The following is a 20,788-nucleotide window of genomic DNA, read 5'->3' on the forward strand; positions in this document are numbered from 1 at the left end:
CAAGTTCGCAAGGTTCATATCAGACCGCTACCAGCACGATGGCGCCGATAACCAGCACGGCGCCAGCCGCCATGGAAGCCGCATACCAACGCAGTTGACCGGTCTCGGTACGGCTCAGGGCAGTGTGGCCGCCCTTGGCCATGCGCGGGATCAGGCCAATGGTCTGGTCGAGCGGGTCTTTGCGCAGAATGTGGCTGATCGCAAGGTATGGCTTGACGAACAGTTTGTCGTAGATCCAGTCGAAGCCCCAGGCGGCGAACCACCAGGCCGAAAGGAATCGCCCGATGCCGCTGTTGGCGATCGCCGTGACGAAACGACGCTTGCCCAGGAACAGCAGGGCGGCCAGCAGGATACCCGCCAGGGCAATGGCGCCCGAGGCGATTTCCAGGCTGTGCTTGGCTTCGCCGCCGGCATGGCCGACGCTTTGCGGCAGCACATCGGCCAGCGGTGGGGTGATCATGGCGCCGACGAAGGTCGACAGCACGATCAGCACCGACAGTGGCAACCAGTGAGCAATGCCATGGCCGGCATGGGCTTCGGTCTTGGCTTCACCGTGGAACGCGATGAAGATCAGGCGGAAGGTGTACAGCGAGGTCATGAACGCACCCACCAGGCCGGCATAGAGCAGCGCCTGGTTACCGCTGGCGAACGCTTCCCAGAGGATCTCGTCCTTGGAGTAGAAACCGGCGGTGACCAGTGGCAGGGCGGCCAGGGCCGCGCCGCCGACGATGAAGCTGGTGTAGGCCAGCGGCAGTTTTTTCCACAAGCCGCCCATCTTGAAAATGTTCTGCTCGTGGTGGCAGGCAACGATCACCGCACCGGAGGCCAGGAACAGCAGGGCCTTGAAGAACGCGTGGGTCATCAGGTGGAAAATCGCGCCTTCCCAGGCACCGACGCCCAGGGCCAGGAACATGTAGCCGATCTGGCTCATGGTCGAGTAGGCGAGGATGCGCTTGATGTCGGTCTGCACCAGGGCGGCAAAACCGGCCAGTACCAGGGTCACGCCACCAACGATGCCGACCAGGTGCAGGATGTCCGGCGCCAGGGCGAACAGGCCGTGGGTACGGGCGATCAGGTAGACGCCAGCGGTCACCATGGTCGCGGCGTGGATCAGTGCCGAGACCGGGGTAGGGCCGGCCATCGCGTCCGCCAACCAGGTTTGCAGCGGCAGTTGCGCGGATTTACCGACGGCGCCACCGAGCAGCATCAGGGTCGCCAGGACGATCCAGAAGTCGCCGACCTTGAAGTGCTCCGGCGCCTTGACCAGCAGTTCCTGGATGTTCAGCGTGCCCAGTTGCTGGAACAGGATGAACAGGCCGATGGCCATGAACACGTCGCCGATCCGGGTGACGATGAACGCCTTGAGCGCCGCGTTACCGTTGTTGCGGTTGCTGTAGTAGAAACCGATCAACAGGTACGAGCACAGGCCCACGCCTTCCCAGCCGAAGTACAGGAACAACAGGTTATCGCCGAGCACCAGGAACAGCATGCTGGCGATGAACAGGTTGGTGTAGGCGAAGAAGCGCGAGTAACCGGCTTCACCGCGCATGTACCAGGAGGCGAACAGGTGGATCAGGAAGCCCACGCCGACCACCACGCCAAGCATGGTGATGGACAGGCCGTCCAGGTAGAGGGCGAAGTTCGGCGTGAAGCCTTCCACCGCCATCCAGCGCCACAGCACCTGCACATACACACCGCCTTCGGGCGGGGCGACGTTGAACTGCCAGATCACGTAGGCCGTGACGATGGCAGACAGGCCGATGGAACCCACGCCAACCAGCGCCGAAAGGTTTTCCGACCAGCGTCCACGAGAGAACGACAGCAGCAGGAAACCAATGAGGGGGAATACGAAAGTCAGAAAGATTAGGTTCATCCGCGCATCTCGCTGGCAGCGTCGATATCGAGAGTGTGGAAGCGGCGGTACAGCTGCAACAGGATCGCCAGGCCGATACTGGCCTCGGCGGCTGCCAGGCTGATCACCAGGATGAACATGATCTGTCCATCCGGCTGCGCCCAGCGAGCGCCCGCGACGATGAAGGCCAGGGCGGAGGCATTCATCATGACCTCCAGGCTCATCAGCACGAACAGAATGTTGCGGCGGACCATCAGGCCAACCAGACCGAGGCAGAACAGGATGCCGGCAACCGCCAGACCATGCTCGAGAGGGATAGCAGGCATGTGATTACTCCTTCGCCTCGTTACGGCCCAAATGGAACGCCGTGACGGCTGCGGCAAGCAGCAGCATCGAGGCGAGTTCAACCACCAGCAGGTACGGACCGAACAGGCTGATGCCCACGGCCTTGGCACCTACGGTGGTGTGGCCGATGGCCTGGCCGCTCTGGTGAGCGAACAGCACATACAGCAGTTCACCCAGCAGCAGGGCGGACAGGATCACCGGCCCCGCCCAGATGCCGGGCTTGAGCCAGGAGCGTTCCTGCTGGACCGCGGCCGGGCCGAGGTTGAGCATCATCACCACGAACACGAACAGCACCATGATGGCGCCGGCATAGGCGATCACTTCCAGCGCACCGGCGAACGGTGCACCGAGGGCGAAGAAGGTCATGGCCACGGCGATCAGCGAAATGATCAGGTAGAGCAGGGCATGGATGGGATTGGTGTTGGTGACCACACGAAGCGTGGACACCACCGCGATACCCGATGCGAAATAGAAAGCGAATTCCATCTTTCTTCCTTAAGGCAGCAAGCTCTTCACGTTGATCGGTTCGGCTTCGTTCTGCGCGGCGCCTTTTGGCTTACCGGCAATGGCCATACCTGCAACACGATAGAAGTTGTAATCAGGGTTTTTACCGGGACCGGAAATCAGCAGATCTTCTTTCTCGTACACCAGGTCCTGACGTTTGAACTCGGCCATTTCGAAATCCGGCGTGAGCTGGATCGCGGTGGTCGGGCACGCTTCCTCGCAGAGGCCGCAGAAAATGCAGCGCGAGAAGTTGATGCGGAAGAAGTCCGGGTACCAGCGACCGTCTTCGGTTTCAGCTTTCTGTAGCGAGATGCAACCTACCGGGCACGCCACGGCGCACAGGTTGCAGGCCACGCAGCGTTCCTCGCCGTCGGGGTCGCGGGTCAGGACGATACGGCCGCGATAGCGGGGGGCCAGGTAGACCGGCTCTTCCGGGTATTGCAGGGTGTCGCGCTTGCGGAAGCCATGGCCGAAGATCATGACCAGGCTTCGCAGTTGGGTACCAGTACCCTTAACGATGTCGCCAATATATTTGAACATGGGTCAAATCCTCACTGAACCGCGGCCGCAGGCGCGTTCATCAAAACGATCGCAGCGGTCACCAGCATGTTGATCAGGGTCAGCGGCAGGCAGAATTTCCAACTGAAGTCCATCACCTGGTCGTAGCGTGGGCGCGGGATCGAGGCGCGCAGCAGGACGAACAGCATGATGAAGAACGCGGTCTTCAGCGCAAACCAGACGAAGGACAGTTGCGGCAGGATGCCGAACGGGCCGTGCCAGCCACCGAAGAACAGCGTCACCAGCAGCGCCGAGATCAGGATGATGCCGATGTATTCACCAACGAAGAACATGCCCCATTTCATGCCGGCATATTCAATGTGGTAACCGTCGGCGAGTTCCTGCTCCGCTTCCGGCTGGTCGAAGGGGTGACGGTGAGTCACGGCCACGCCAGCGATGAAGAAAGTACAGAAACCGAAGAACTGCGGAATGATGAACCACAGGTTCTGGGCCTGGTACTCGACGATGTCGCGCATGTTGAACGAGCCGGCCTGGATCACGATGCCCATGAGCGACAGGCCCATGAACACTTCGTAGGACACGGTCTGGGCCGAGGCCCGCAGGCTGCCCAGCAGGGCGAACTTGTTGTTGCTCGACCAACCGGCGAACAGCACCGCATACACCGACAGGCCAGCCATGGCGAAGAAGAACAGCAGGCCGATGTTCAGGTCCGCCACGCCCCAGGTCGGGGTGATCGGGATGATCGCGAAGGCGATCAGCAAGGCGCTCATGGCCACGACCGGTGCCAGGGTGAAGATCACCTTGTCGGCGAACGGCGGCGTCCAGTCTTCCTTGAAGAACATCTTGATCATGTCGGCGGCGATCTGGAACATGCCGAACGGGCCGACACGGTTCGGACCGTAACGGTCCTGCCACCAGCCCAGCAGGCGACGCTCGACGAAGCTCAGCAGCGCGCCGCAGACCACCACGGCCAGCAGGATCACGATGGCCTTGAGAACCGTCAGGATCACGGCGATCACTTCGGGGGTGAACCAGCTCATTGCGCTGCCTCCTGCAGACCGTCGACGGTTTTGCCGAAAATCGCTGGCGGGATGCCTGCCAGGCCGGCCGGCAGGGCCACCAGGCCGGCGCCCAGTTCTTCATTGATGCGCAGCGGCAGACGCAGGGTCTGGCCGGCCACGTTCAGGCTCAACAGGGCCCCGTCGTTGACGCCCAGGCGATCGGCTTCGGACTTGGCCAGCGCCACGTAGGCGGCCGGGATGCGCTCCTGCACCGGAGCGGCCTTGGAAGAGTTCTCTTCGCTGCCGAACAGGTGATGGAACGGCACGACCTGCCAGGTGCCCGGCGCCGGGTTGAAGGCGCGCGGCACGCTGGCGAACCAGCTCAGGCCATCGCCCTGACTTTCGATCAGGCGGGTGCCCGGGTCGCCGGCACGCAGGTGACCGCCGACTTCGTCCTGGAACTTGTTCCACGCTTGTGGCGAGTTCCAGCCCGGCGACCAGGCGAACGGCACCTGGGAGCGCGGTTCGGTCGAGCCCGAGTAGCCTTCCATGGAGAACGAGAACGCAGTGTCGTTGTCCTGGGAAGTGCGCGGTTCGTGAACGCTGATGTCGGCGCGCATGGCGGTGCGACCGGAGTAGCGCAGCGGTTCGCGCGCCAGCTTCAGGCCTTTGATGCGGAACGAGGCGGACGGTGCGGCGTCGACAATGGCGGCCAGTTGCGGGCTGCTCGAAGCGACGGCGGCGGTGACGTGGTCCAGTTGCGTCCAGTCGATCGGCTGGTCCAGCAGGGTGGCGCGCAGGGCATGCAGCCAACGCCAGCCTTCGTGAACCAGGATGCTGGCGTCCAGGTATTGCGGGTCGAAAACCTGGAAGAAGCGCTGGGCGCGACCTTCCTGGCTGACCAGTGTACCGTCGCCTTCGGCGAAGCTCGCCGCCGGCAGCACCAGGTTGGCGCGGTCGATGGTGGCGGTTTTCTGATGGTCGGCGACGATCAGCACTTTCGCGGCGTTCAGGGCGGCGTCTACGCGGGCCTTGTCGGTGCGGGTGTAGAGGTCGTTTTCCAGCACTACGATGGCGTCGGCGCTGCCGTCGATCACCGCTTGCAGGGCGGCGTCCACCGATTCGCCACCGAGCATGGCCAGGCCGAGGCTGTTGGCCTCCGGCACGATCAGGCTGATGGAACCGTTCTTCTCGCGCAGCTTCAGGGCCTTGGCGATGTTGGCGGCGGCTTCGATCAGCGCCTTGGAGCCCAACGAGGTGCCGGCGATGATCAGTGGGCGCTTGGCGGCCAGCAGGGCGTCGGCGATGCGCTGGGCCAGGGCGGCCGCTTCGCTGTCCAGGCCTTCGACGGCCGGGGCGCTGGCGTCCAGGGCGTGGGCCACGGCAAAGCCGATACGGGCCAGGTCGTCAGGGGCGGCGTGGACGCATTCTTCGGCGACGTCGTCGAGCTTGGTTTCAGCGAGGCTGGCGATGAACAGCGGGTTCAGCGCGTGCTGGCCGATGTTCTTCACGGCGGCGTCGAGCCATGGCTGGACGCGCATGGCGTCGGCCATGTCTTCGGCCTTGCCCTTGACCGACTGGCGCAGGGCCAGGGCCATGCGGGCGGCGGTCTGGGTCAGGTCTTCGCCAAGCACGAACACCGCGTCGTGGTCTTCGATGTCACGCATCGTCGGCACGGGCAGCGGGCTGTCCTTGAGCACTTGCAGCACCAGGCGGATGCGTTCCAGCTCACCGGCTTCGATGCCGCTGTAGAAGTGCTCGGCACCGACCAGTTCACGCAGGGCGTAGTTGCTTTCCAGGCTGGCCCGTGGCGAACCGATGCCGACGATGTTGCGACCGCGCAGCAGCTCGGCGGCCTTGTCCAGCGCTTCGTCCAGGCTCAGCTTGGCACCGCCCGCCAGCTGCGGTTGGCGTGGGCGATCCTTGCGGTTGACGTAGCCATAGCCGAAACGGCCACGGTCACACAGGAAGTATTGGTTAACCGAACCGTTGAAGCGGTTTTCGATGCGCCGCAGTTCACCGTAGCGCTCGCCCGGAGAGATGTTGCAACCGCTGGAGCAGCCATGGCAGATGCTCGGCGAGAACTGCATGTCCCACTTGCGGTTGTAGCGTTCGGAGTGAGTCTTGTCGGTGAACACGCCGGTCGGGCAGACCTCGGTGAGGTTGCCGGAAAACTCGCTTTCCAGGGTGCCGTCTTCAACGCGACCGAAATACACGTTGTCGTGGGCGCCGAATACGCCCAGGTCGGTGCCGCCGGCGTAGTCCTTGTAGAAACGCACGCAACGGTAGCAGGCGATGCAGCGGTTCATCTCGTGGGAGATGAACGGACCGAGGTCCTGGTTCTGGTGGGTGCGCTTGGTGAAGCGATAACGGCGCTCGTTGTGGCCGGTCATCACGGTCATGTCTTGCAGATGGCAGTGGCCGCCTTCCTCACAGACCGGGCAGTCGTGAGGGTGGTTGGTCATCAGCCATTCGACGACGCTGGCGCGAAACACTTTCGCTTCTTCGTCGTCGATGGAGATCCAGCTGCCGTCGGTGGCGGGGGTCATGCAGGACATGACGATCCGACCACGCTTGTCGTTCTCGTCGGTGTACTGCTTGACCGCGCACTGGCGACAAGCGCCAACGCTGCCAAGGGCGGGGTGCCAGCAGAAATAAGGAATGTCGAGGCCCAGGGACAGACATGCCTGTAACAGGTTGTCTGCGCCATCGACTTCGAGCTCTTTGCCGTCTACGTGGATAGTGGCCATGGTTCAAAGTTCTTCGTTGGCCCGGTGTCAGCGGGCGTGGCTAATGGAATCTTGTTATTCGCGTGAATCAACACAGCCGTTTACGGCGTCATCACGCGAGAAGGCGAAGGGTACGGACCCTTCGCCTTTTTAAGCGTTTACGCGCCGACTACGATCGGCTTTGCCAGAGGCGGGACGACGGCGCTGGTGGGCGCGATGCCGGCTTCGAACTCTGGACGGAAGTATTTGATCGCGCTGCCCAACGGCTCCACGGCACCCGGTGCGTGAGCACAGAAGGTCTTGCCTGGGCCGAGGAAACCCACCAGACCCAGCAGGGTCTCGATGTCGCCGGCCTGGCCCTCGCCGTTTTCAAGGGCCCGCAGCAGCTTGACGCTCCAAGGCAGGCCATCGCGGCAAGGGGTGCAGAAACCGCACGACTCGCGGGAGAAGAACTCTTCCATGTTGCGCAGCAGCGACACCATGTTGACGCTGTCGTCCACCGCCATCGCCAGGCCGGTACCCATGCGGGTGCCGACCTTGGCGATGCCGCCGGCGTACATTTGGGCGTCCAGGTGTTCGGGCAACAGGAACCCGGTACCGGCGCCGCCAGGCTGCCAGCACTTGAGCGTGTAGCCGTCGCGCATGCCGCCGGCGTAGTCTTCGAACAGTTCGCGGCCGGTGACGCCGAACGGCAGTTCCCACAGGCCAGGGTTCTTGACCTTGCCGGAGAAGCCCATGAGCTTGGTGCCCATGTCTTCGCTGCCGTCACGGGCCAGGGATTTGTACCAGTCCACGCCGTCGGCGATGATCGCCGGCACGTTGCACAGGGTCTCGACGTTGTTCACGCAGGTCGGCTTGCCCCACACGCCTACAGCGGCGGGGAAGGGCGGCTTGGAACGTGGGTTGGCGCGACGGCCTTCGAGGGAGTTGATCAGTGCGGTTTCTTCACCGCAGATATAGCGCCCGGCACCGGTGTGGACGAACAGCTCGAAATCGAAGCCGCTGCCCAGGATGTTCTTGCCCAGCAGGCCGGCGGCCTTGGCTTCCTCCACGGCACGGTTCAGGTGCTTGGCGGCGGTGGTGTATTCGCCCCGCAGGAAGATATAGCCACGGTAGGTTTTCAGCGCGCGGGCGCTGATCAGCATGCCTTCGATCAGCAGATGGGGCAGTTGCTCCATCAGCATGCGGTCTTTCCAGGTGTTGGGCTCCATTTCATCCGCGTTGCACAGCAGGTAGCGGATGTTGATGGATTCGTCCTTGGGCATCAGGCCCCACTTCACGCCGGTGGGGAAGCCCGCACCGCCACGGCCCTTGAGGCCGGAATCCTTCACGGTCTGGACGATGTCGTCGCCGGCCATGTCGGCGAACGCCTTGCGCGCGGCAGCGTAGCCGTTCTTGGCCTGGTATTCGTCCAGCCATACCGCTTCGCCGTCGTCACGCAGACGCCAGGTCAGGGGATGGGTTTCGGCCGAACGCTGGATGCGGTTGGCGGGCCCGAAGGAAGTCAGGGTCATACGTAGCCCTCCAGCAGTTTGGCGACGCCATCTGGCTTGACGTCACCGAAGGTGTCGTCATCGATCATCAGCGCCGGGGCCTTGTCGCAGTTACCCAGGCAGCACACTGGCAGCAGGGTGAAGCGACCGTCGGCGGTGGTCTGGCCGAGGCCAATGCCCAGCTTGCTCTGGATCTCGCTGACCACCGATTCGTGGCCGCCGATGTAGCAGACCATGCTGTCGCAGACGCGAATGATGTGACGACCGACTGGTTGGCGGAAAATCTGGCTGTAGAAGGTGGCGACGCCTTCGACGTCGCTGGCCGGGATACCGAGGATCTCGCCGATGGCGTAGAGCGCGCCATCGGGCACCCAGCCACGTTCCTTCTGGACGATCTTCAGGGCTTCGATCGACGCCGCGCGCGGGTCTTCGTAGTGATGCAGCTCGTGCTCGATGGCCGAGCGCTCGGTTTCGCTCAGGGCGAAACGGTCTGTCTGGATAAGCGTGCTGTTCATGCTTAGCGGTCCACGTCGGCCATAACGAAATCGATACTACCCAGGTACGCGATCAAGTCCGCGACCATGCTGCCTTTGATCACGGAAGGGATCTGCTGCAGGTGCGGGTAGCTTGGGGTGCGAATCCGGGTGCGGTAGCTCATGGTGCCGCCGTCGCTCGTCAGGTAATAACTGTTGATGCCCTTGGTCGCTTCGATCATCTGGAAGGACTCGTTGGCCGGCATGACCGGGCCCCACGAAACCTGCAGGAAGTGCGTGATCAGGGTCTCGATGTGTTGCAGCGTGCGCTCTTTTGGCGGCGGCGTGGTCAGCGGGTGATCCGCCTTGTACGGGCCTTCCGGCATGTTGCGCAGGCATTGGTCGATGATCTTGATGCTCTGGCGCATTTCCTCGACGCGAACCATGCAGCGGTCGTAGGCATCGCCGTTGGCGGCCAGCGGTACTTCGAATTCGAAGTTTTCGTAGCCGGAGTAAGGGCGCGCCTTGCGCAGGTCGAAGTCGCAACCGGTGGAGCGCAGGCCGGCACCAGTGACGCCCCATTCCAGGGCCTCTTTGGTGTTGTAGGCAGCGACCCCGATGGTACGACCCTTGAGGATGCTGTTCTGCAGGGCGGCCTTGGTGTATTCGTCCAGGCGCTTGGGCATCCACTCGACGAAGTCCTTGACCAGCTTTTCCCAGCCGCGTGGCAGGTCGTGGGCCACGCCACCGATGCGGTACCAGGCCGGGTGCAGGCGGAAACCGGTGATGGCTTCGATCACCGTGTAGGCCTTCTGGCGGTCGGTGAAGGTGAAGAACACCGGGGTCATCGCCCCCACGTCCTGGATATAGGTCCCCAGGAACAGCAGGTGGCTGGTGATACGGAAGAACTCGGCCATCATGATGCGGATGACGTCGACCTTTTCCGGTACCTTGATCCCGGCCAGTTTTTCGACCGACAGCACGTACGGCAGGTTGTTCATCACGCCGCCGAGGTAGTCGATGCGGTCGGTGTACGGGATGAAGCTGTGCCAGGACTGGCGCTCGGCCATTTTCTCGGCGCCACGGTGGTGGTAGCCGATGTCAGGGACGCAGTCGACGATCTCTTCGCCGTCCAGCTGCAGGATGATGCGGAACGCACCGTGGGCCGAAGGGTGGTTCGGGCCGAGGTTGAGGAACATGTAGTCCTCGTTGGCGCCCGAACGCTTCATGCCCCAGTCTTCAGGCTTGAAGCGCGCGGCTTCTTCCTCGAGCTGTTGCTTGGCCAGGGACAGGCTGAACGGGTCGAACTCGGTGGCACGGGCCGGGAAGTCCTTGCGCAGCGGGTGACCTTCCCAGGTCGGTGGCATCATGATGCGCGACAGGTGCGGGTGGCCGGGGAAGTCGATCCCGAACATGTCCCACACTTCACGTTCGTACCAGTTGGCGTTCGGCCAGATACCGGTCACGGTCGGCACGCTGAGGTCGCTCTCGGACAAGGCGACCTTGATCATTACGTCACTATTACGCTCGATCGACAGCAAGTGATAGAACACGGTGAAGTCGACGCCGTCGGGCAGCCCTTGACGCTTGGTGCGCAGACGCTCGTCCACGCCGTGCAGGTCATAGAGCATGACGTACGGCTTGGGCAGGTTGCGCAGGAAAGTCAGGACTTCGACGAGTTTGGCGCGGGCAACCCAAAGTACCGGCATGCCGGTGCGGGTCGGCTGGGCGGTGAACGCCTCGGGGCCAAAACGGTTGTTCAGTTCGACGACCACATCCTGGTCGTCTGCCTTGTAAGGCGGGATGTACAGAGCACTGCCTGTAGTCATGGTTATTTATCGCTTTCGGTCAACGTAAAGAATGAAGCCAGGTTCTCGTTTCTTGTAGGGAACAGAGCTGGATCAGACTTCGTCGGGGCTGCGCAAGTTGGTGACTGCGATACGCTGTTCGCGGCGCTGTTCCTTTTGCGATGGCATGTCGGCGCGATAGACGCCTTGATCGCCAACGACCCAGGACAGCGGGCGACGCTCCTGGCCAATCGACTCCTGCAACAGCATCAGGCCTTGCAGGAAAGCTTCAGGGCGAGGCGGGCAGCCGGGCACGTAGACGTCCACGGGCAGGAACTTGTCCACCCCTTGAACGACGGAATAGATGTCGTACATGCCACCGGAGTTGGCGCACGAACCCATGGAGATAACCCACTTCGGCTCGAGCATTTGCTCGTAGAGACGCTGGATGATCGGCGCCATCTTGATGAAGCAGGTACCGGCGATAACCATGAAATCCGCCTGGCGTGGCGATGCCCGGATCACTTCGGCGCCAAAGCGCGCGATGTCGTGGGGCGCCGTGAAGGCGGTGGTCATTTCCACGTAGCAGCACGAAAGACCGAAGTTGTACGGCCACAGGGAGTTCTTGCGACCCCAGTTGACCGTGCTGTTCAGCACGTCTTCGAGCTTGCCCATGAAGATGTTTTTGTGGACTTGATCTTCTAACGGATCGGCGACGGTTTCCCGTTCGCCAATCGGATACTGCTCGTTAGGAGCATCGGGGTCGATCCTGGTGAGATTGTATTGCATTGCCAAAGCCTCATTGTTTCAGCTTCGCTTGCCGCTTGCGCCGAGCTTCCGGAGCCCAATCAAGCGCCCCCACTCGGTAAAGGTAGACAAGACCTGCCAACAGAATTGCTATGAAAACGAGAGCTTCGACGAATCCGGTCCAGCCGCTTTCGCGGACGGACACAGACCAGGCAAAGAGAAAGAGGGCTTCGATATCGAAGATCACGAAGAGCATCGCGACCAGATAGAATTTGGCTGAGAGCCGCAAGCGGGCGCCACCGGTAGGTAGCATGCCGGACTCGAACGGTTCATTTTTGCTGCGGCCCCAGGCTTTTGACCCGAGCAGGCTCGACACGCCGAGCATGAAGGCGCACAGGCCGACGACACCCAGAAGGAAAATGGCAAAGCCCCAGTTGTGGGCCATGAGTCCTGTCGCTTCGGGCATGCTGGAAATCCTTAACAGAGAGCAAAGGTCTCTGAGCTTGAATAGAAATAACGCAGTGACGATATGTCGCAGCAATCAATCGCGGTGATTTTATGGCTAAACACCGGGCAAGTAAAATTCCTATGGCGAAATTATTTATTGGAATAAGGACATAGCGCACCTCCAGAGCCCTGCGGCCCCGGCCCCGTGGGCGTTGGCCGGCTGTTCAGCAATAATATTTCGTGCGGAATGTAACAATGATAACGACTTCCAAATGATAATTATTATTATCTAGCCAGCGTTTTCTACAGTGCACTTAGTGTCGTGTCCGAGAGGCTGTCTTACATCGTCGCTACTGCAATTGTCAGCGTCGGACGTTTTACTCCTTTTCCGACTGCCCAATACTGCGTTCGATCAATTTTCCTAGCACTGCGTAGGAGTTTTTTGTGGGGGCGGTGTCCGGCGAAGGTTGGGTCTGCATGAGGGACTGCTCCGTGGAAGCCAAGCTTGCTTGCAATGTCGGCAACGCGGTCCCGAGGCAGACAGCCTTATCGTGCATCGCAGCCAAGCCTGGCTTCCACAGTGCAGGCTTGCTCTTACAGCGTAGGTGGCTTCAAGGAAAACGGGTGAAAAAACCTCCGTCATCAGATCGAGGCCGCCCAGCCGAGCCAACCAAGAACCCTACGCCCCAGGCATTGGCGCGTTAGGCGAACCCGCTTTGCCTGCAAATATCGGCATGAGGCCGGCCCTAGAGCCTTGAAGAGTTGATGGCAAATGGCTATCTTTGCCGCTCACTCATCTAATCATCTATATCAATGTTGATTAGACAATTGCCCCTTCATAGATAGCTGCGTCAGTTTTCATCGTTCGCGGCGGATTACCAAAGGACTGTCATGAACTCTTGGATCGCGAACATGAGCGTTATGCTCAAGCTGGCTCTGGGTTTTGCTGTTGTGCTGTTTCTGACCGCGATCCTCGCCGCGACCGGCTGGACCAGTCTGGGCAAAATGATCCAGCGTGCGGATCGAATGACCAGCATTACCGAGCTCGGCAACCGTCTTGATCACCTGCGCAGGGCTCGCTTGCAATACCAGGTGGACAAGGGCGATGAAGAAAAGGGTGAATTGATCCAGGCGTCGCTGGAACAATTTGTCGCCAAGCAAAAAAGCCTTGCAAATGAGTTGAAAAAACCCGAAAACCTGAAAAAACTTGCGCTGATCGAGCAGGCCAGCACCGAGTATCAAGTGGCGCTGAATACAATGCGCGAGGCTTATCGCACTGACGCAGCCATGCGCAAGGAGATGGGCGTCAATGCGGTCAAGGGCGCCGCGCTGATTGCCAAGGTCATCGATGACGTGGAAGCAATGCCTGCCACGGACGAGCGCCGTTTTGAGTTGTACAGGATTATCCTCAAAGCCAAAGAGGACGTCGCGCTGGTGCGTTATGAAGTGCGTGGCTACACGGGCAACCCCAACAGCGCCACCGAACAGGCCGCCACCCGCCAGCTCGAAAATGCGCTCAAGAGCATCGAAACCCTTAACGGTGCTTTCGGCCCGAGCTATGCCGACACCATCAAGCAGCTGGAAACCGCGCTGATTGCTTACCGCCGTTCGGTGCAGAACTTCACCGCCAGTAATCAGGCCATTGGCAAGGCCGTGCAGGACACCATCGATCTGGGTGAAACCATTACCCGTCTGACTGACGAAATGTATGCCAGCCAGTTGGTCTCCCTGGGTGACGAAAGCGCCCAGTCCCGTATCCTGCAGTTGAGCTGCACTGCCTTGGCGATGCTGTTGGGGATTCTTGCGGCCATGATCATCACCCGCCAGATTACCCGGCCGTTGCAGGACACATTGGCGGTGGTCGATCGCATTGCGGCAGGCGACCTCACGCAAGGCACGGTCGTGACCCGTGGTGATGAACTGGGTGTTTTGCAGCAAGGTATCCAGCGCATGGGCACCACGTTGCGCGACTTGATCGGTGGTATCCGCGATGGCGTCACCCAAATCGCCAGTGCCGCCGAAGAGTTGTCGGCCGTCACCGAGCAGACCAGTGCCGGGGTCAATAGCCAGAAGACCGAGACCGACCAGGTGGCTACCGCCATGCAGGAAATGTCGGCCACCGTGCACGAAGTCGCGCGTAATGCCGAACAGGCTTGCACGGTCGCGTCAGAGGCTGATGCACAGGCCCGTATCGGCGACCAGGTGGTTGCGCAAGCCATCGTTCAGATCGAACGCTTGGCCAGCGAAGTCGGGCGTTCCGTCGACGCCATGGATGAGCTGGAACAAGAAAGCGCGCGCATCGGCAAGATCATGGACGTGATCAGGGCGGTGGCGGAGCAGACCAACTTGCTGGCCCTTAACGCCGCCATCGAGGCCGCCCGCGCGGGTGACGCCGGGCGCGGTTTTGCCGTGGTCGCCGACGAAGTGCGTGGGCTGGCCCAGCGTACCCAGCATTCCACCGAAGAGATCGAAAGCCTGGTGGCGGGCTTGCAGAACGGCACGCGCCAGGTGTCGAGTATCATGCGCAATAGCCGCGAACTGACCGACAGCAGCGTGGAATTGGCCGGCAAGGCCGGCATTTCCCTGGGCAACATCACCCAGGCGGTTTCGGGCATCCAGGCCATGAACCAGCAGATTGCCGCTGCTGCGGTGCAACAAAGCTCGGTGGCCGAAGAAATCAGCCGCAGTATCCTGAGTGTGCGCGATGTATCCGAACAGACCGCCTCGGCCAGCGAAGAAACCGCAGCCTCCAGCATCGAGCTGGCGCGCCTGGGTAACCAGTTGCAGCAACTGGTCAGTCACTTCAAAGTGTAAAAAACCGGTAAAAAAAAGCCCCGAACCAGTCGGGGCTTCAGATCGTCGGCTTTGCGGTTAGTTTTTATCCGGTCCGCAAGGGCCGCTTACTCGAGGCAAGCGTGTGAATCAGTGGAACTGTTCTTCTTCGGTGGAGCCGGTCAGTGCGGTCACCGACGAAGTGCCGCCCTGGATCACGGTGGTCATGTCGTCGAAGTAGCCGGTGCCCACTTCCTGCTGGTGAGCCACGAAGGTGTAACCCTTGGCTGCGTCAGCGAACTCTTGCTCTTGCAGCTTCACGTAGGCGGTCATGTCGTTGCGGGCGTAGTCGTGCGCCAGGTTGAACATGCTGTGCCACATGTTGTGGATGCCTGCCAGGGTAATGAACTGGTGCTTGTAGCCCATGGCGGACAGTTCGCGCTGGAACTTGGCGATGGTCGCGTCGTCCAGGTTCTTCTTCCAGTTGAAGGAAGGCGAGCAGTTGTACGACAGGATCTGGTCCGGGTATTCCTTCTTGATCGCTTCGGCGAAGCGACGGGCTTCGTCCAGGTCCGGCTTGGCGGTTTCGCACCAGATCAGGTCGGCGTACGGCGCATAGGCCAGGCCACGGGCGATGGCCTGGTCGAGGCCGGCGCGCACCTTGTAGAAGCCTTCCTGGGTGCGGGTACCGGTTACGAACGGCTGGTCGTACGGGTCGCAGTCGGAGGTCAGCAGGTCAGCGGCGTTGGCGTCGGTACGGGCCAGGATGATGGTCGGTACCCCGGCAACGTCGGCAGCCAGGCGGGCAGCGGTCAGCTTCTGCACGGCTTCCTGGGTTGGAACCAGCACCTTGCCGCCCATGTGGCCGCATTTCTTCACCGAGGCCAGTTGGTCTTCGAAGTGAACGCCGGCGGCGCCTGCCTCGATCATGCTCTTCATCAGCTCGTAGGCGTTCAGGACGCCACCGAAACCGGCTTCAGCGTCAGCCACGATCGGCGCGAAGTAGTCGATGTAGCCTTCGTCGCCCGGGTTCTTGCCGGCTTTCCACTGGATCTGGTCGGCGCGACGGAACGAGTTGTTGATGCGCTTGACCACGGTTGGAACCGAATCCACCGGGTACAGCGACTGGTCGGGGTACATCGACTCGGCGGAGTTGTTGTCCGCGGCCACTTGCCAGCCCGACAGGTAGATCGCCTGGATGCCGGCCTTGACTTGCTGCACAGCCTGGCCGCCGGTCAGGGCGCCCATGCAGTTGACGAAATCTTTCTCGGGACGGAAGGCTGGCTTGGCGCCCTGGGTCACCAGGTTCCAGAGCTTCTCGGCGCCCATTTTCGCAAGGGTGTGCTCAGGTTGAACCGAGCCACGCAGACGGACGACGTCAGCAGCGGAATAATTGCGCTTCACGCCTTTCCAGCGCGGGTTTTCAGCCCAGTCTTTTTCAAGGGCTGCAATTTGCTGTTCGCGTGTCAGTGCCATGGAGATAAACCTCGTCGCATAGGTCTTGGTGGAAAATTCCTGCTCCTGCCGACCAGGGGTTGGCGTACAAGTCGGTTCAGGCGGGGAGGCGACGGGATGAACGATGGGCTCGAGGGGAAAGTGAGCAGGTAGGGGCGAACTGCGGGCGCATTCGGGCGTCGTGGGCCTCCATACGAACTCAGAGTGATGCCGGGTTACCTAGTTACGCTTCCGTCCCTCGGGACAACTTCGTTCCAGTCGCAACCTCGTCAAACACACCTTGTGGGCGGTACAGACACGAATCGGCTCGCAGGGTAGTTGCAAGCGTCGACCCGAAGGCCCTTGCCAGGGCCCCTGATTAGCGGGAGCGAGGCCATCATGCCTTCGGTTTTTTTGCTCGTCAAACGTTTTGTAGTGCTTTTTTTATGGCACTACATCTTTGGTCTAATACGACTCATCAGTCAGTTTTTGGTGCTTCAGTTCAGGGTATCGACCTTGACCCGCAAAATCATGTCGTCGCGGCCCTGGGTCGAGTAGCTGCGGGTCAGGCCCTGTTTGTCGGCTTGAGTCTGGCGATTGACGCCGGCCAGGGTGATCCATTCGCCCAGGCGGCCACTGACGGTTGTGTCGGTACTCTGAACGTTCACTACATCGGGACGCTCCTGGCTCATGCGGTCACGATTGGTGCTGATGCTCAGATGAACGGTCTCGCCGGTGACGCTGGCCGTGACATAAAAACCCTGGGTGACGTTGCGGTATTCAGTCTGGCTCTGCATGCGGCCGTAGTTGTCGGTCTGGTTGCTAGTGAATGGCACGCTCTGGCCTACCTGGATCAGCGCCGGCTGGCCTTCACTGGCCTGCACCTGCTGTACGCCGCCGTCACGGCTGGCGGTGCTGCGGTTGATGATGCGGGTCTGGCTGGGGGCGGCGCCGTTGATCGAGTAACCCTGGTCGCCCTGCAGGTTGTTTTCGTTGGTGTCGACCGTAATCAGCAGGCGCTTGGGGGCGGTGTCCAATTGGGCGAGGAATTGCCGCAGTTCTTCGATCTTGCCGGGCTCGGCGTTGACGATTAGTTGGTTGCCGTAGGCGCTGACCTGGCCGTCCTTGCCGATGAAGTTCTGTGCCACCGGCAGCAGGTCGGCGCTGGTGCGGTAGTTCAGCGGCACGATTTGCGTGTCGGCCATGACCGACAGGCTGCAACCGAGCAGCAGGGTAACCAGGAAGGTGCGTAGAGGCATGTCCATTTCTCCGCGAGACAAAGGCTTGATATTGCCAGTTTGTCGGCCTGGGGTGGGGCAAGTTGAATGGTAGACGGCAAAACGCCCCGGCATCGGGGGATGGCGGGGCGTTTTGGATGTTGTGTGATGCCCTTGTGTGGCGAGGGAGCTTGCTCCCGCTGGGCTGCGCAGCAGCCCTGTTTTTTAGGGCCGCTTCGCGACCCAGCGGGAGCAAGCTCCCTCGCCACAAAGGCCATCATCTTGCTGGTAGGCGGGGGTTCAAGCCGAATGCCGCACCATGTCCACATGGGGAATCCCGGCTTCCAGGAACTCCTCGCTGACCACCGCAAACCCCAGCCGCTCATAGAACGGCGTGGCGTGCACCTGGGCGCTGAGCATCTGTTGCTGGAGCCCACGCTTCTCGGCTTCGGCGATCACGGCGTGCATCAGCGCATCGCCCACCTTCAGGCCGCGCCAGTCCTTGAGGACCGAGACACGACCGATATGGCCATCGGTCAACAGGCGGGCGGTGCCGATGGGAAAGTCACCTTCAAACGCCAGAAAATGCACCGCGCCCTGGTCGTCGGCATCCCATTCCAACTCAGGAGGAACGGACTGCTCGGCAATGAACACGGTCTCACGAATGCGCCGGATCTCGGCGTTATCCTTTTGCCAGTCTGCGACACGAACGTGAATTTTATTCATCGGCGAACCCCAGGCTGCCTTGCTTGACCAGCTCGCAAACCAGGCCGCGACCGTCTTCGTCGGCCAACCACGGACCGAGGTTCTCGATGTGCAGGGCGTCGGCGGCGCAGATCATTTTCAGCAGCTCGCGCAGCTTGCCTGGCAGGTAACGGCTCTGGCCGCTGGCGAACAGCAGCAGGTCGTCATCGACTTCCGACCAGGCCAGGCGCGCGCTCGGGTTGCGAATGATCACAGCGCCTTGTTCCAGGCTGGCCAGCAGGTCGTCTTCTTCCAGTTCCGGGCCTACCACCAGTTCCGGGTAACGCGGCTCGGTCATGAACTGGCCGAACCAGGTCAGCAGCAGGCGTTCGTCGCTCATGTGCTCGGCCAGCAAGCCCTTGAGGCGGTCGAGGGCGTCCTGCTGGATCTGATGCGGGTCGGCCACCGGGCGCGCATCGGCGTCGGTGTAGCGCTCTTCGTCCGGCAGGAACTGGCTGAGGAAGTCGGTGAAGTGGGTCAGCACTTCGGCGGCGCTCGGTGCGCGGAAACCCACCGAGTAGGTCATGCAGTCGTCCACGGCCACGCCACAGTGCGCCAGGCGCGGCGGCAGGTAGAGCATGTCGCCTGGTTCCAGGGTCCACTCATCAGTGGCTTCGAATTCAGCGAGGATGCGCAGGTCGGCATGCTGCAGCAGCGGGCTTTCGGAGTCGCACATCTGGCCGATCTTCCAGTTGCGCTGGCCATGGCCCTGCAGCAGGAACACGTCATAGTTATCGAAATGCGGACCCACGCTGCCACCCGGTGCGGCGAAGCTGATCATCACATCGTCGATGCGCCAGCTCGGCAGGAAGCGGAAGTTCTCCAGCAGCTCGCTGACTTCCGGTACGAACTGATCGACCGCCTGTACCAGCAGGGTCCACTCGCGCTCTGGCAGCTTGCTGAATTCGTCTTCGGCGAACGGGCCGCGACGCAATTCCCAGGGGCGCTCGCCGTGTTCGATCACCAGGCGCGATTCGACTTCTTCTTCCAGGGCCAGGCCGGCCAGTTCATCGGCATCGATCGGGCTTTGGAAGTCAGGAATTGCCTGACGGATCAGCAGGGGTTTTTTCTGCCAGTAGTCGCGCAGGAACTCCCGTGCCGTGATGCCGCCCAGGAGTTGCAGAGGAATATCAGGATTCATGTGTAACCTATTGAAAAAATATACTTTTCAGACGCGAATAAAAACGCCCGGCGCGGCCGGGCGTCTCAAAGGTAAAGCCGTGGATCAGATGCGCTTGGCTTGTGCCGCCGCGTTGCCGATGTAGCTGGCCGGCGTGAGCTTCTTCAGCTCCGCCTTGGCCTCGGCAGGCATGTCCAGGCCATCGATGAAAGTCTGCAACGCTTCAGGGCTGATGCCCTTGCCACGGGTCAGCTCTTTCAGCTTTTCATACGGGTTTTCGATGTTGTAGCGACGCATGACGGTCTGGATCGGCTCGGCGAGAACTTCCCAGCAGGCGTCCAGGTCGGCAGCGATTTTCTGCTCGTTCAGTTCCAGCTTGCTGATGCCCTTGAGGCTGGCTTCGTAGGCAATGACGCTGTGGGCAAAACCCACGCCCAGGTTGCGCAGCACGGTGGAGTCGGTCAGGTCGCGCTGCCAGCGGGAGATCGGCAGTTTGCTCGCCAGGTGCTGGAACAGCGCGTTGGCGATGCCCAGGTTGCCTTCGGAGTTTTCGAAGTCGATCGGGTTGACCTTGTGCGGCATGGTCGAAGAGCCGATTTCGCCGGCGATGGTGCGCTGCTTGAAGTAACCCAGGGAGATGTAGCCCCAGATGTCACGGTCGAAGTCGATCAGGATGGTGTTGAAGCGCGCGATGGCATCGAACAGTTCGGCGATGTAGTCGTGCGGTTCGATCTGGGTGGTGTAGGGGTTGAAGCTCAGGCCTAGTTCGTCTTCGATGAAGGCGCGGGCGTTGGCTTCCCAGTCGATGTCCGGGTAGGCCGACAGGTGGGCGTTGTAGTTGCCCACGGCGCCGTTGATCTTGCCCAGCAACGGCACGGCGGCCACCTGGGCGATCTGGCGCTCCAGGCGGTAGACCACGTTCGCCAGTTCCTTGCCCAGGGTGGTCGGCGAAGCCGGTTGACCGTGGGTGCGCGACAGCATCGGCACGTCGGCGAAGCGGATCGCCAGTTCGCGGATGGCCTGGGCGGTCTGGCGCATCAGGGGCAGCATCACCTCATCACGGCCTTCGCGCAGCATCAGGGCGTGGGACAGGTTGTTGATGTCCTCGCTGGTGCAGGCGAAGTGGATGAACTCGCTGACGTTGGCCAGTTCCGGCAGCTTGGCCGCTTGCTCCTTGAGCAGGTATTCGATGGCCTTGACGTCGTGGTTGGTGGTGCGCTCGATCTCTTTGACGCGCTCGGCGTGCTCCAGCACAAAATTTTCTGCCAGGGTGTTCAGCACCGCGTTGGCTTCGGCGGAAAACGCCGGGACTTCGCTGATGGCAGGGTGGGCGGCCAGGCGCTGGAGCCAGCGCACTTCAACCAGGACGCGGGCACGGATCAGGCCGTACTCGCTGAAAATCGGGCGCAGGGCCTGGGTTTTGCCGGCGTAGCGGCCGTCAACAGGGGAAACCGCAGTGAGCGAAGAGAGCTGCATGGGGTGTTCTCGGACAGTCGGGCAACGAAATGGGGCGCGTATCATACATGAAATCTTGCGCCGGTCCGTCGCCAACTGACCGGCGTATTACGCGTAACGAGACACTATTTATTACTTGTGGCGAGGGA

Annotated in this window: 17 protein-coding genes and 1 pseudogene; 2 read left to right on the top strand and 16 right to left on the bottom strand. The window is 61.4% G+C overall.

The annotated features are described in order from the left end of the window. Positions 1–19: 19 nt before the first annotated feature. The 11 genes from nuoL to BLU76_RS10805 form a co-directional block, all read right to left on the bottom strand. Positions 20–1,873, bottom strand: a complete 1,854-nt coding sequence (gene nuoL, locus BLU76_RS10755; RefSeq protein WP_063320470.1) for an NADH-quinone oxidoreductase subunit L — start codon at positions 1,871–1,873, stop codon at positions 20–22. Further along, positions 1,870–2,178: an NADH-quinone oxidoreductase subunit NuoK gene (gene nuoK / locus BLU76_RS10760; RefSeq protein WP_003180046.1), complete on the bottom strand. Its 309-nt coding sequence runs from the start codon at positions 2,176–2,178 to the stop codon at positions 1,870–1,872. The genes nuoL and nuoK overlap by 4 nt, the downstream gene beginning before the upstream one ends. Before the next feature lie 4 nt (positions 2,179–2,182). Beyond that, positions 2,183–2,683, bottom strand: coding sequence for an NADH-quinone oxidoreductase subunit J (gene nuoJ / locus BLU76_RS10765; RefSeq protein WP_063320471.1), 501 nt, complete (start codon positions 2,681–2,683; stop codon positions 2,183–2,185). Positions 2,684–2,692: 9 nt separating this feature from the next. After that, positions 2,693–3,241 (bottom strand): NADH-quinone oxidoreductase subunit NuoI, encoded by a 549-nt coding sequence (gene nuoI, locus BLU76_RS10770; RefSeq protein ID WP_003180051.1) that lies wholly within the window; start codon positions 3,239–3,241, stop codon positions 2,693–2,695. An 11-nt stretch (positions 3,242–3,252) separates the two neighbouring features. After that, the gene (nuoH, locus tag BLU76_RS10775; RefSeq protein ID WP_030141318.1) at positions 3,253–4,260 is read right to left on the bottom strand and encodes an NADH-quinone oxidoreductase subunit NuoH; all 1,008 of its coding nucleotides are present in this window, start codon (positions 4,258–4,260) and stop codon (positions 3,253–3,255) included. After that, complete coding sequence (gene nuoG / locus BLU76_RS10780; protein ID WP_092222677.1) at positions 4,257–6,971, bottom strand: NADH-quinone oxidoreductase subunit NuoG; 2,715 nt, start codon at positions 6,969–6,971, stop codon at positions 4,257–4,259. Before nuoG ends, nuoH begins: the two co-directional genes overlap by 4 nt. A 137-nt stretch (positions 6,972–7,108) precedes the next feature. Then, positions 7,109–8,464 (bottom strand): NADH-quinone oxidoreductase subunit NuoF, encoded by a 1,356-nt coding sequence (gene nuoF / locus BLU76_RS10785; protein ID WP_092144466.1) that lies wholly within the window; start codon positions 8,462–8,464, stop codon positions 7,109–7,111. Beyond that, positions 8,461–8,958, bottom strand: coding sequence for an NADH-quinone oxidoreductase subunit NuoE (gene nuoE / locus BLU76_RS10790; protein WP_053157826.1), 498 nt, complete (start codon positions 8,956–8,958; stop codon positions 8,461–8,463). Before nuoE ends, nuoF begins: the two co-directional genes overlap by 4 nt. A 2-nt stretch (positions 8,959–8,960) precedes the next feature. Continuing rightward, the gene (gene nuoC / locus BLU76_RS10795; RefSeq protein ID WP_063320475.1) at positions 8,961–10,745 is read right to left on the bottom strand and encodes an NADH-quinone oxidoreductase subunit C/D; all 1,785 of its coding nucleotides are present in this window, start codon (positions 10,743–10,745) and stop codon (positions 8,961–8,963) included. A 72-nt stretch (positions 10,746–10,817) separates the two neighbouring features. Next, on the bottom strand, positions 10,818–11,492 hold the full coding sequence (locus BLU76_RS10800; protein WP_013693708.1) for a NuoB/complex I 20 kDa subunit family protein: 675 nt from the start codon (positions 11,490–11,492) through the stop codon (positions 10,818–10,820). A 10-nt stretch (positions 11,493–11,502) separates the two neighbouring features. Then, positions 11,503–11,916, bottom strand: coding sequence for an NADH-quinone oxidoreductase subunit A (locus tag BLU76_RS10805; protein WP_030141323.1), 414 nt, complete (start codon positions 11,914–11,916; stop codon positions 11,503–11,505). Between the two features lie 1,007 nt (positions 11,917–12,923). On the opposite strand from BLU76_RS10805, the pseudogene BLU76_RS32290 reads away from it, so the two are divergent. Continuing rightward, positions 12,924–13,808 (top strand): annotated as a pseudogene (locus tag BLU76_RS32290) (methyl-accepting chemotaxis protein); the annotation flags it as partial. Positions 13,809–14,006: 198 nt separating this feature from the next. After that, positions 14,007–14,711 carry a methyl-accepting chemotaxis protein gene (locus BLU76_RS32295; RefSeq protein WP_371914898.1) on the top strand — a complete coding sequence of 235 codons (705 nt, stop codon included), beginning with the start codon at positions 14,007–14,009 and terminating at the stop codon, positions 14,709–14,711. Positions 14,712–14,819: 108 nt separating this feature from the next. On the opposite strand, the gene aceA is transcribed toward BLU76_RS32295, so the two are convergent. From aceA to purB, 5 genes are all read right to left on the bottom strand, one after another. After that, entirely contained in the window at positions 14,820–16,145 is a 1,326-nt protein-coding gene (gene aceA, locus BLU76_RS10820; RefSeq protein ID WP_063320477.1) for an isocitrate lyase, read from the bottom strand. A 455-nt stretch (positions 16,146–16,600) separates the two neighbouring features. Further along, positions 16,601–17,362, bottom strand: coding sequence for a secretin N-terminal domain-containing protein (locus tag BLU76_RS10825; RefSeq protein WP_063320478.1), 762 nt, complete (start codon positions 17,360–17,362; stop codon positions 16,601–16,603). 258 nt (positions 17,363–17,620) lie between these two features. Next, positions 17,621–18,046 (bottom strand): GNAT family N-acetyltransferase, encoded by a 426-nt coding sequence (locus tag BLU76_RS10830; RefSeq protein ID WP_092144474.1) that lies wholly within the window; start codon positions 18,044–18,046, stop codon positions 17,621–17,623. Further along, positions 18,039–19,205, bottom strand: a complete 1,167-nt coding sequence (locus BLU76_RS10835) for a ribosomal protein uL16 3-hydroxylase (protein ID WP_003203358.1) — start codon at positions 19,203–19,205, stop codon at positions 18,039–18,041. Before BLU76_RS10835 ends, BLU76_RS10830 begins: the two co-directional genes overlap by 8 nt. Before the next feature lie 84 nt (positions 19,206–19,289). After that, positions 19,290–20,660: an adenylosuccinate lyase gene (gene purB / locus BLU76_RS10840; RefSeq protein WP_092144476.1), complete on the bottom strand. Its 1,371-nt coding sequence runs from the start codon at positions 20,658–20,660 to the stop codon at positions 19,290–19,292. Between the last annotated feature and the right edge of the window lie 128 nt (positions 20,661–20,788).

It is taken from the genome of Pseudomonas sp. NFACC08-1, from assembly GCF_900106735.1.
GTDB classification, from domain to species: Bacteria; Pseudomonadota; Gammaproteobacteria; order Pseudomonadales; family Pseudomonadaceae; genus Aquipseudomonas; species Aquipseudomonas fluorescens_Q.

What these genes read in the sequence shown, in the direction of transcription:
- nuoL (WP_063320470.1), bottom strand. Translation starts at nt 1,873, where the DNA reads ATGAACCTAATCTTTCTGACTTTCGTATTCCCCCTCATTGGTTTCCTG.
- nuoK (WP_003180046.1), bottom strand. Translation starts at nt 2,178, where the DNA reads ATGCCTGCTATCCCTCTCGAGCATGGTCTGGCGGTTGCCGGCATCCTG.
- nuoJ (WP_063320471.1), bottom strand. Translation starts at nt 2,683, where the DNA reads ATGGAATTCGCTTTCTATTTCGCATCGGGTATCGCGGTGGTGTCCACG.
- nuoI (WP_003180051.1), bottom strand. Translation starts at nt 3,241, where the DNA reads ATGTTCAAATATATTGGCGACATCGTTAAGGGTACTGGTACCCAACTG.
- nuoH (WP_030141318.1), bottom strand. Translation starts at nt 4,260, where the DNA reads ATGAGCTGGTTCACCCCCGAAGTGATCGCCGTGATCCTGACGGTTCTC.
- nuoG (WP_092222677.1), bottom strand. Translation starts at nt 6,971, where the DNA reads ATGGCCACTATCCACGTAGACGGCAAAGAGCTCGAAGTCGATGGCGCA.
- nuoF (WP_092144466.1), bottom strand. Translation starts at nt 8,464, where the DNA reads ATGACCCTGACTTCCTTCGGGCCCGCCAACCGCATCCAGCGTTCGGCC.
- nuoE (WP_053157826.1), bottom strand. Translation starts at nt 8,958, where the DNA reads ATGAACAGCACGCTTATCCAGACAGACCGTTTCGCCCTGAGCGAAACC.
- nuoC (WP_063320475.1), bottom strand. Translation starts at nt 10,745, where the DNA reads ATGACTACAGGCAGTGCTCTGTACATCCCGCCTTACAAGGCAGACGAC.
- BLU76_RS10800 (WP_013693708.1), bottom strand. Translation starts at nt 11,492, where the DNA reads ATGCAATACAATCTCACCAGGATCGACCCCGATGCTCCTAACGAGCAG.
- BLU76_RS10805 (WP_030141323.1), bottom strand. Translation starts at nt 11,916, where the DNA reads ATGCCCGAAGCGACAGGACTCATGGCCCACAACTGGGGCTTTGCCATT.
- BLU76_RS32295 (WP_371914898.1), top strand. Translation starts at nt 14,007, where the DNA reads ATGTCGGCCACCGTGCACGAAGTCGCGCGTAATGCCGAACAGGCTTGC.
- aceA (WP_063320477.1), bottom strand. Translation starts at nt 16,145, where the DNA reads ATGGCACTGACACGCGAACAGCAAATTGCAGCCCTTGAAAAAGACTGG.
- BLU76_RS10825 (WP_063320478.1), bottom strand. Translation starts at nt 17,362, where the DNA reads ATGCCTCTACGCACCTTCCTGGTTACCCTGCTGCTCGGTTGCAGCCTG.
- BLU76_RS10830 (WP_092144474.1), bottom strand. Translation starts at nt 18,046, where the DNA reads ATGAATAAAATTCACGTTCGTGTCGCAGACTGGCAAAAGGATAACGCC.
- BLU76_RS10835 (WP_003203358.1), bottom strand. Translation starts at nt 19,205, where the DNA reads ATGAATCCTGATATTCCTCTGCAACTCCTGGGCGGCATCACGGCACGG.
- purB (WP_092144476.1), bottom strand. Translation starts at nt 20,660, where the DNA reads ATGCAGCTCTCTTCGCTCACTGCGGTTTCCCCTGTTGACGGCCGCTAC.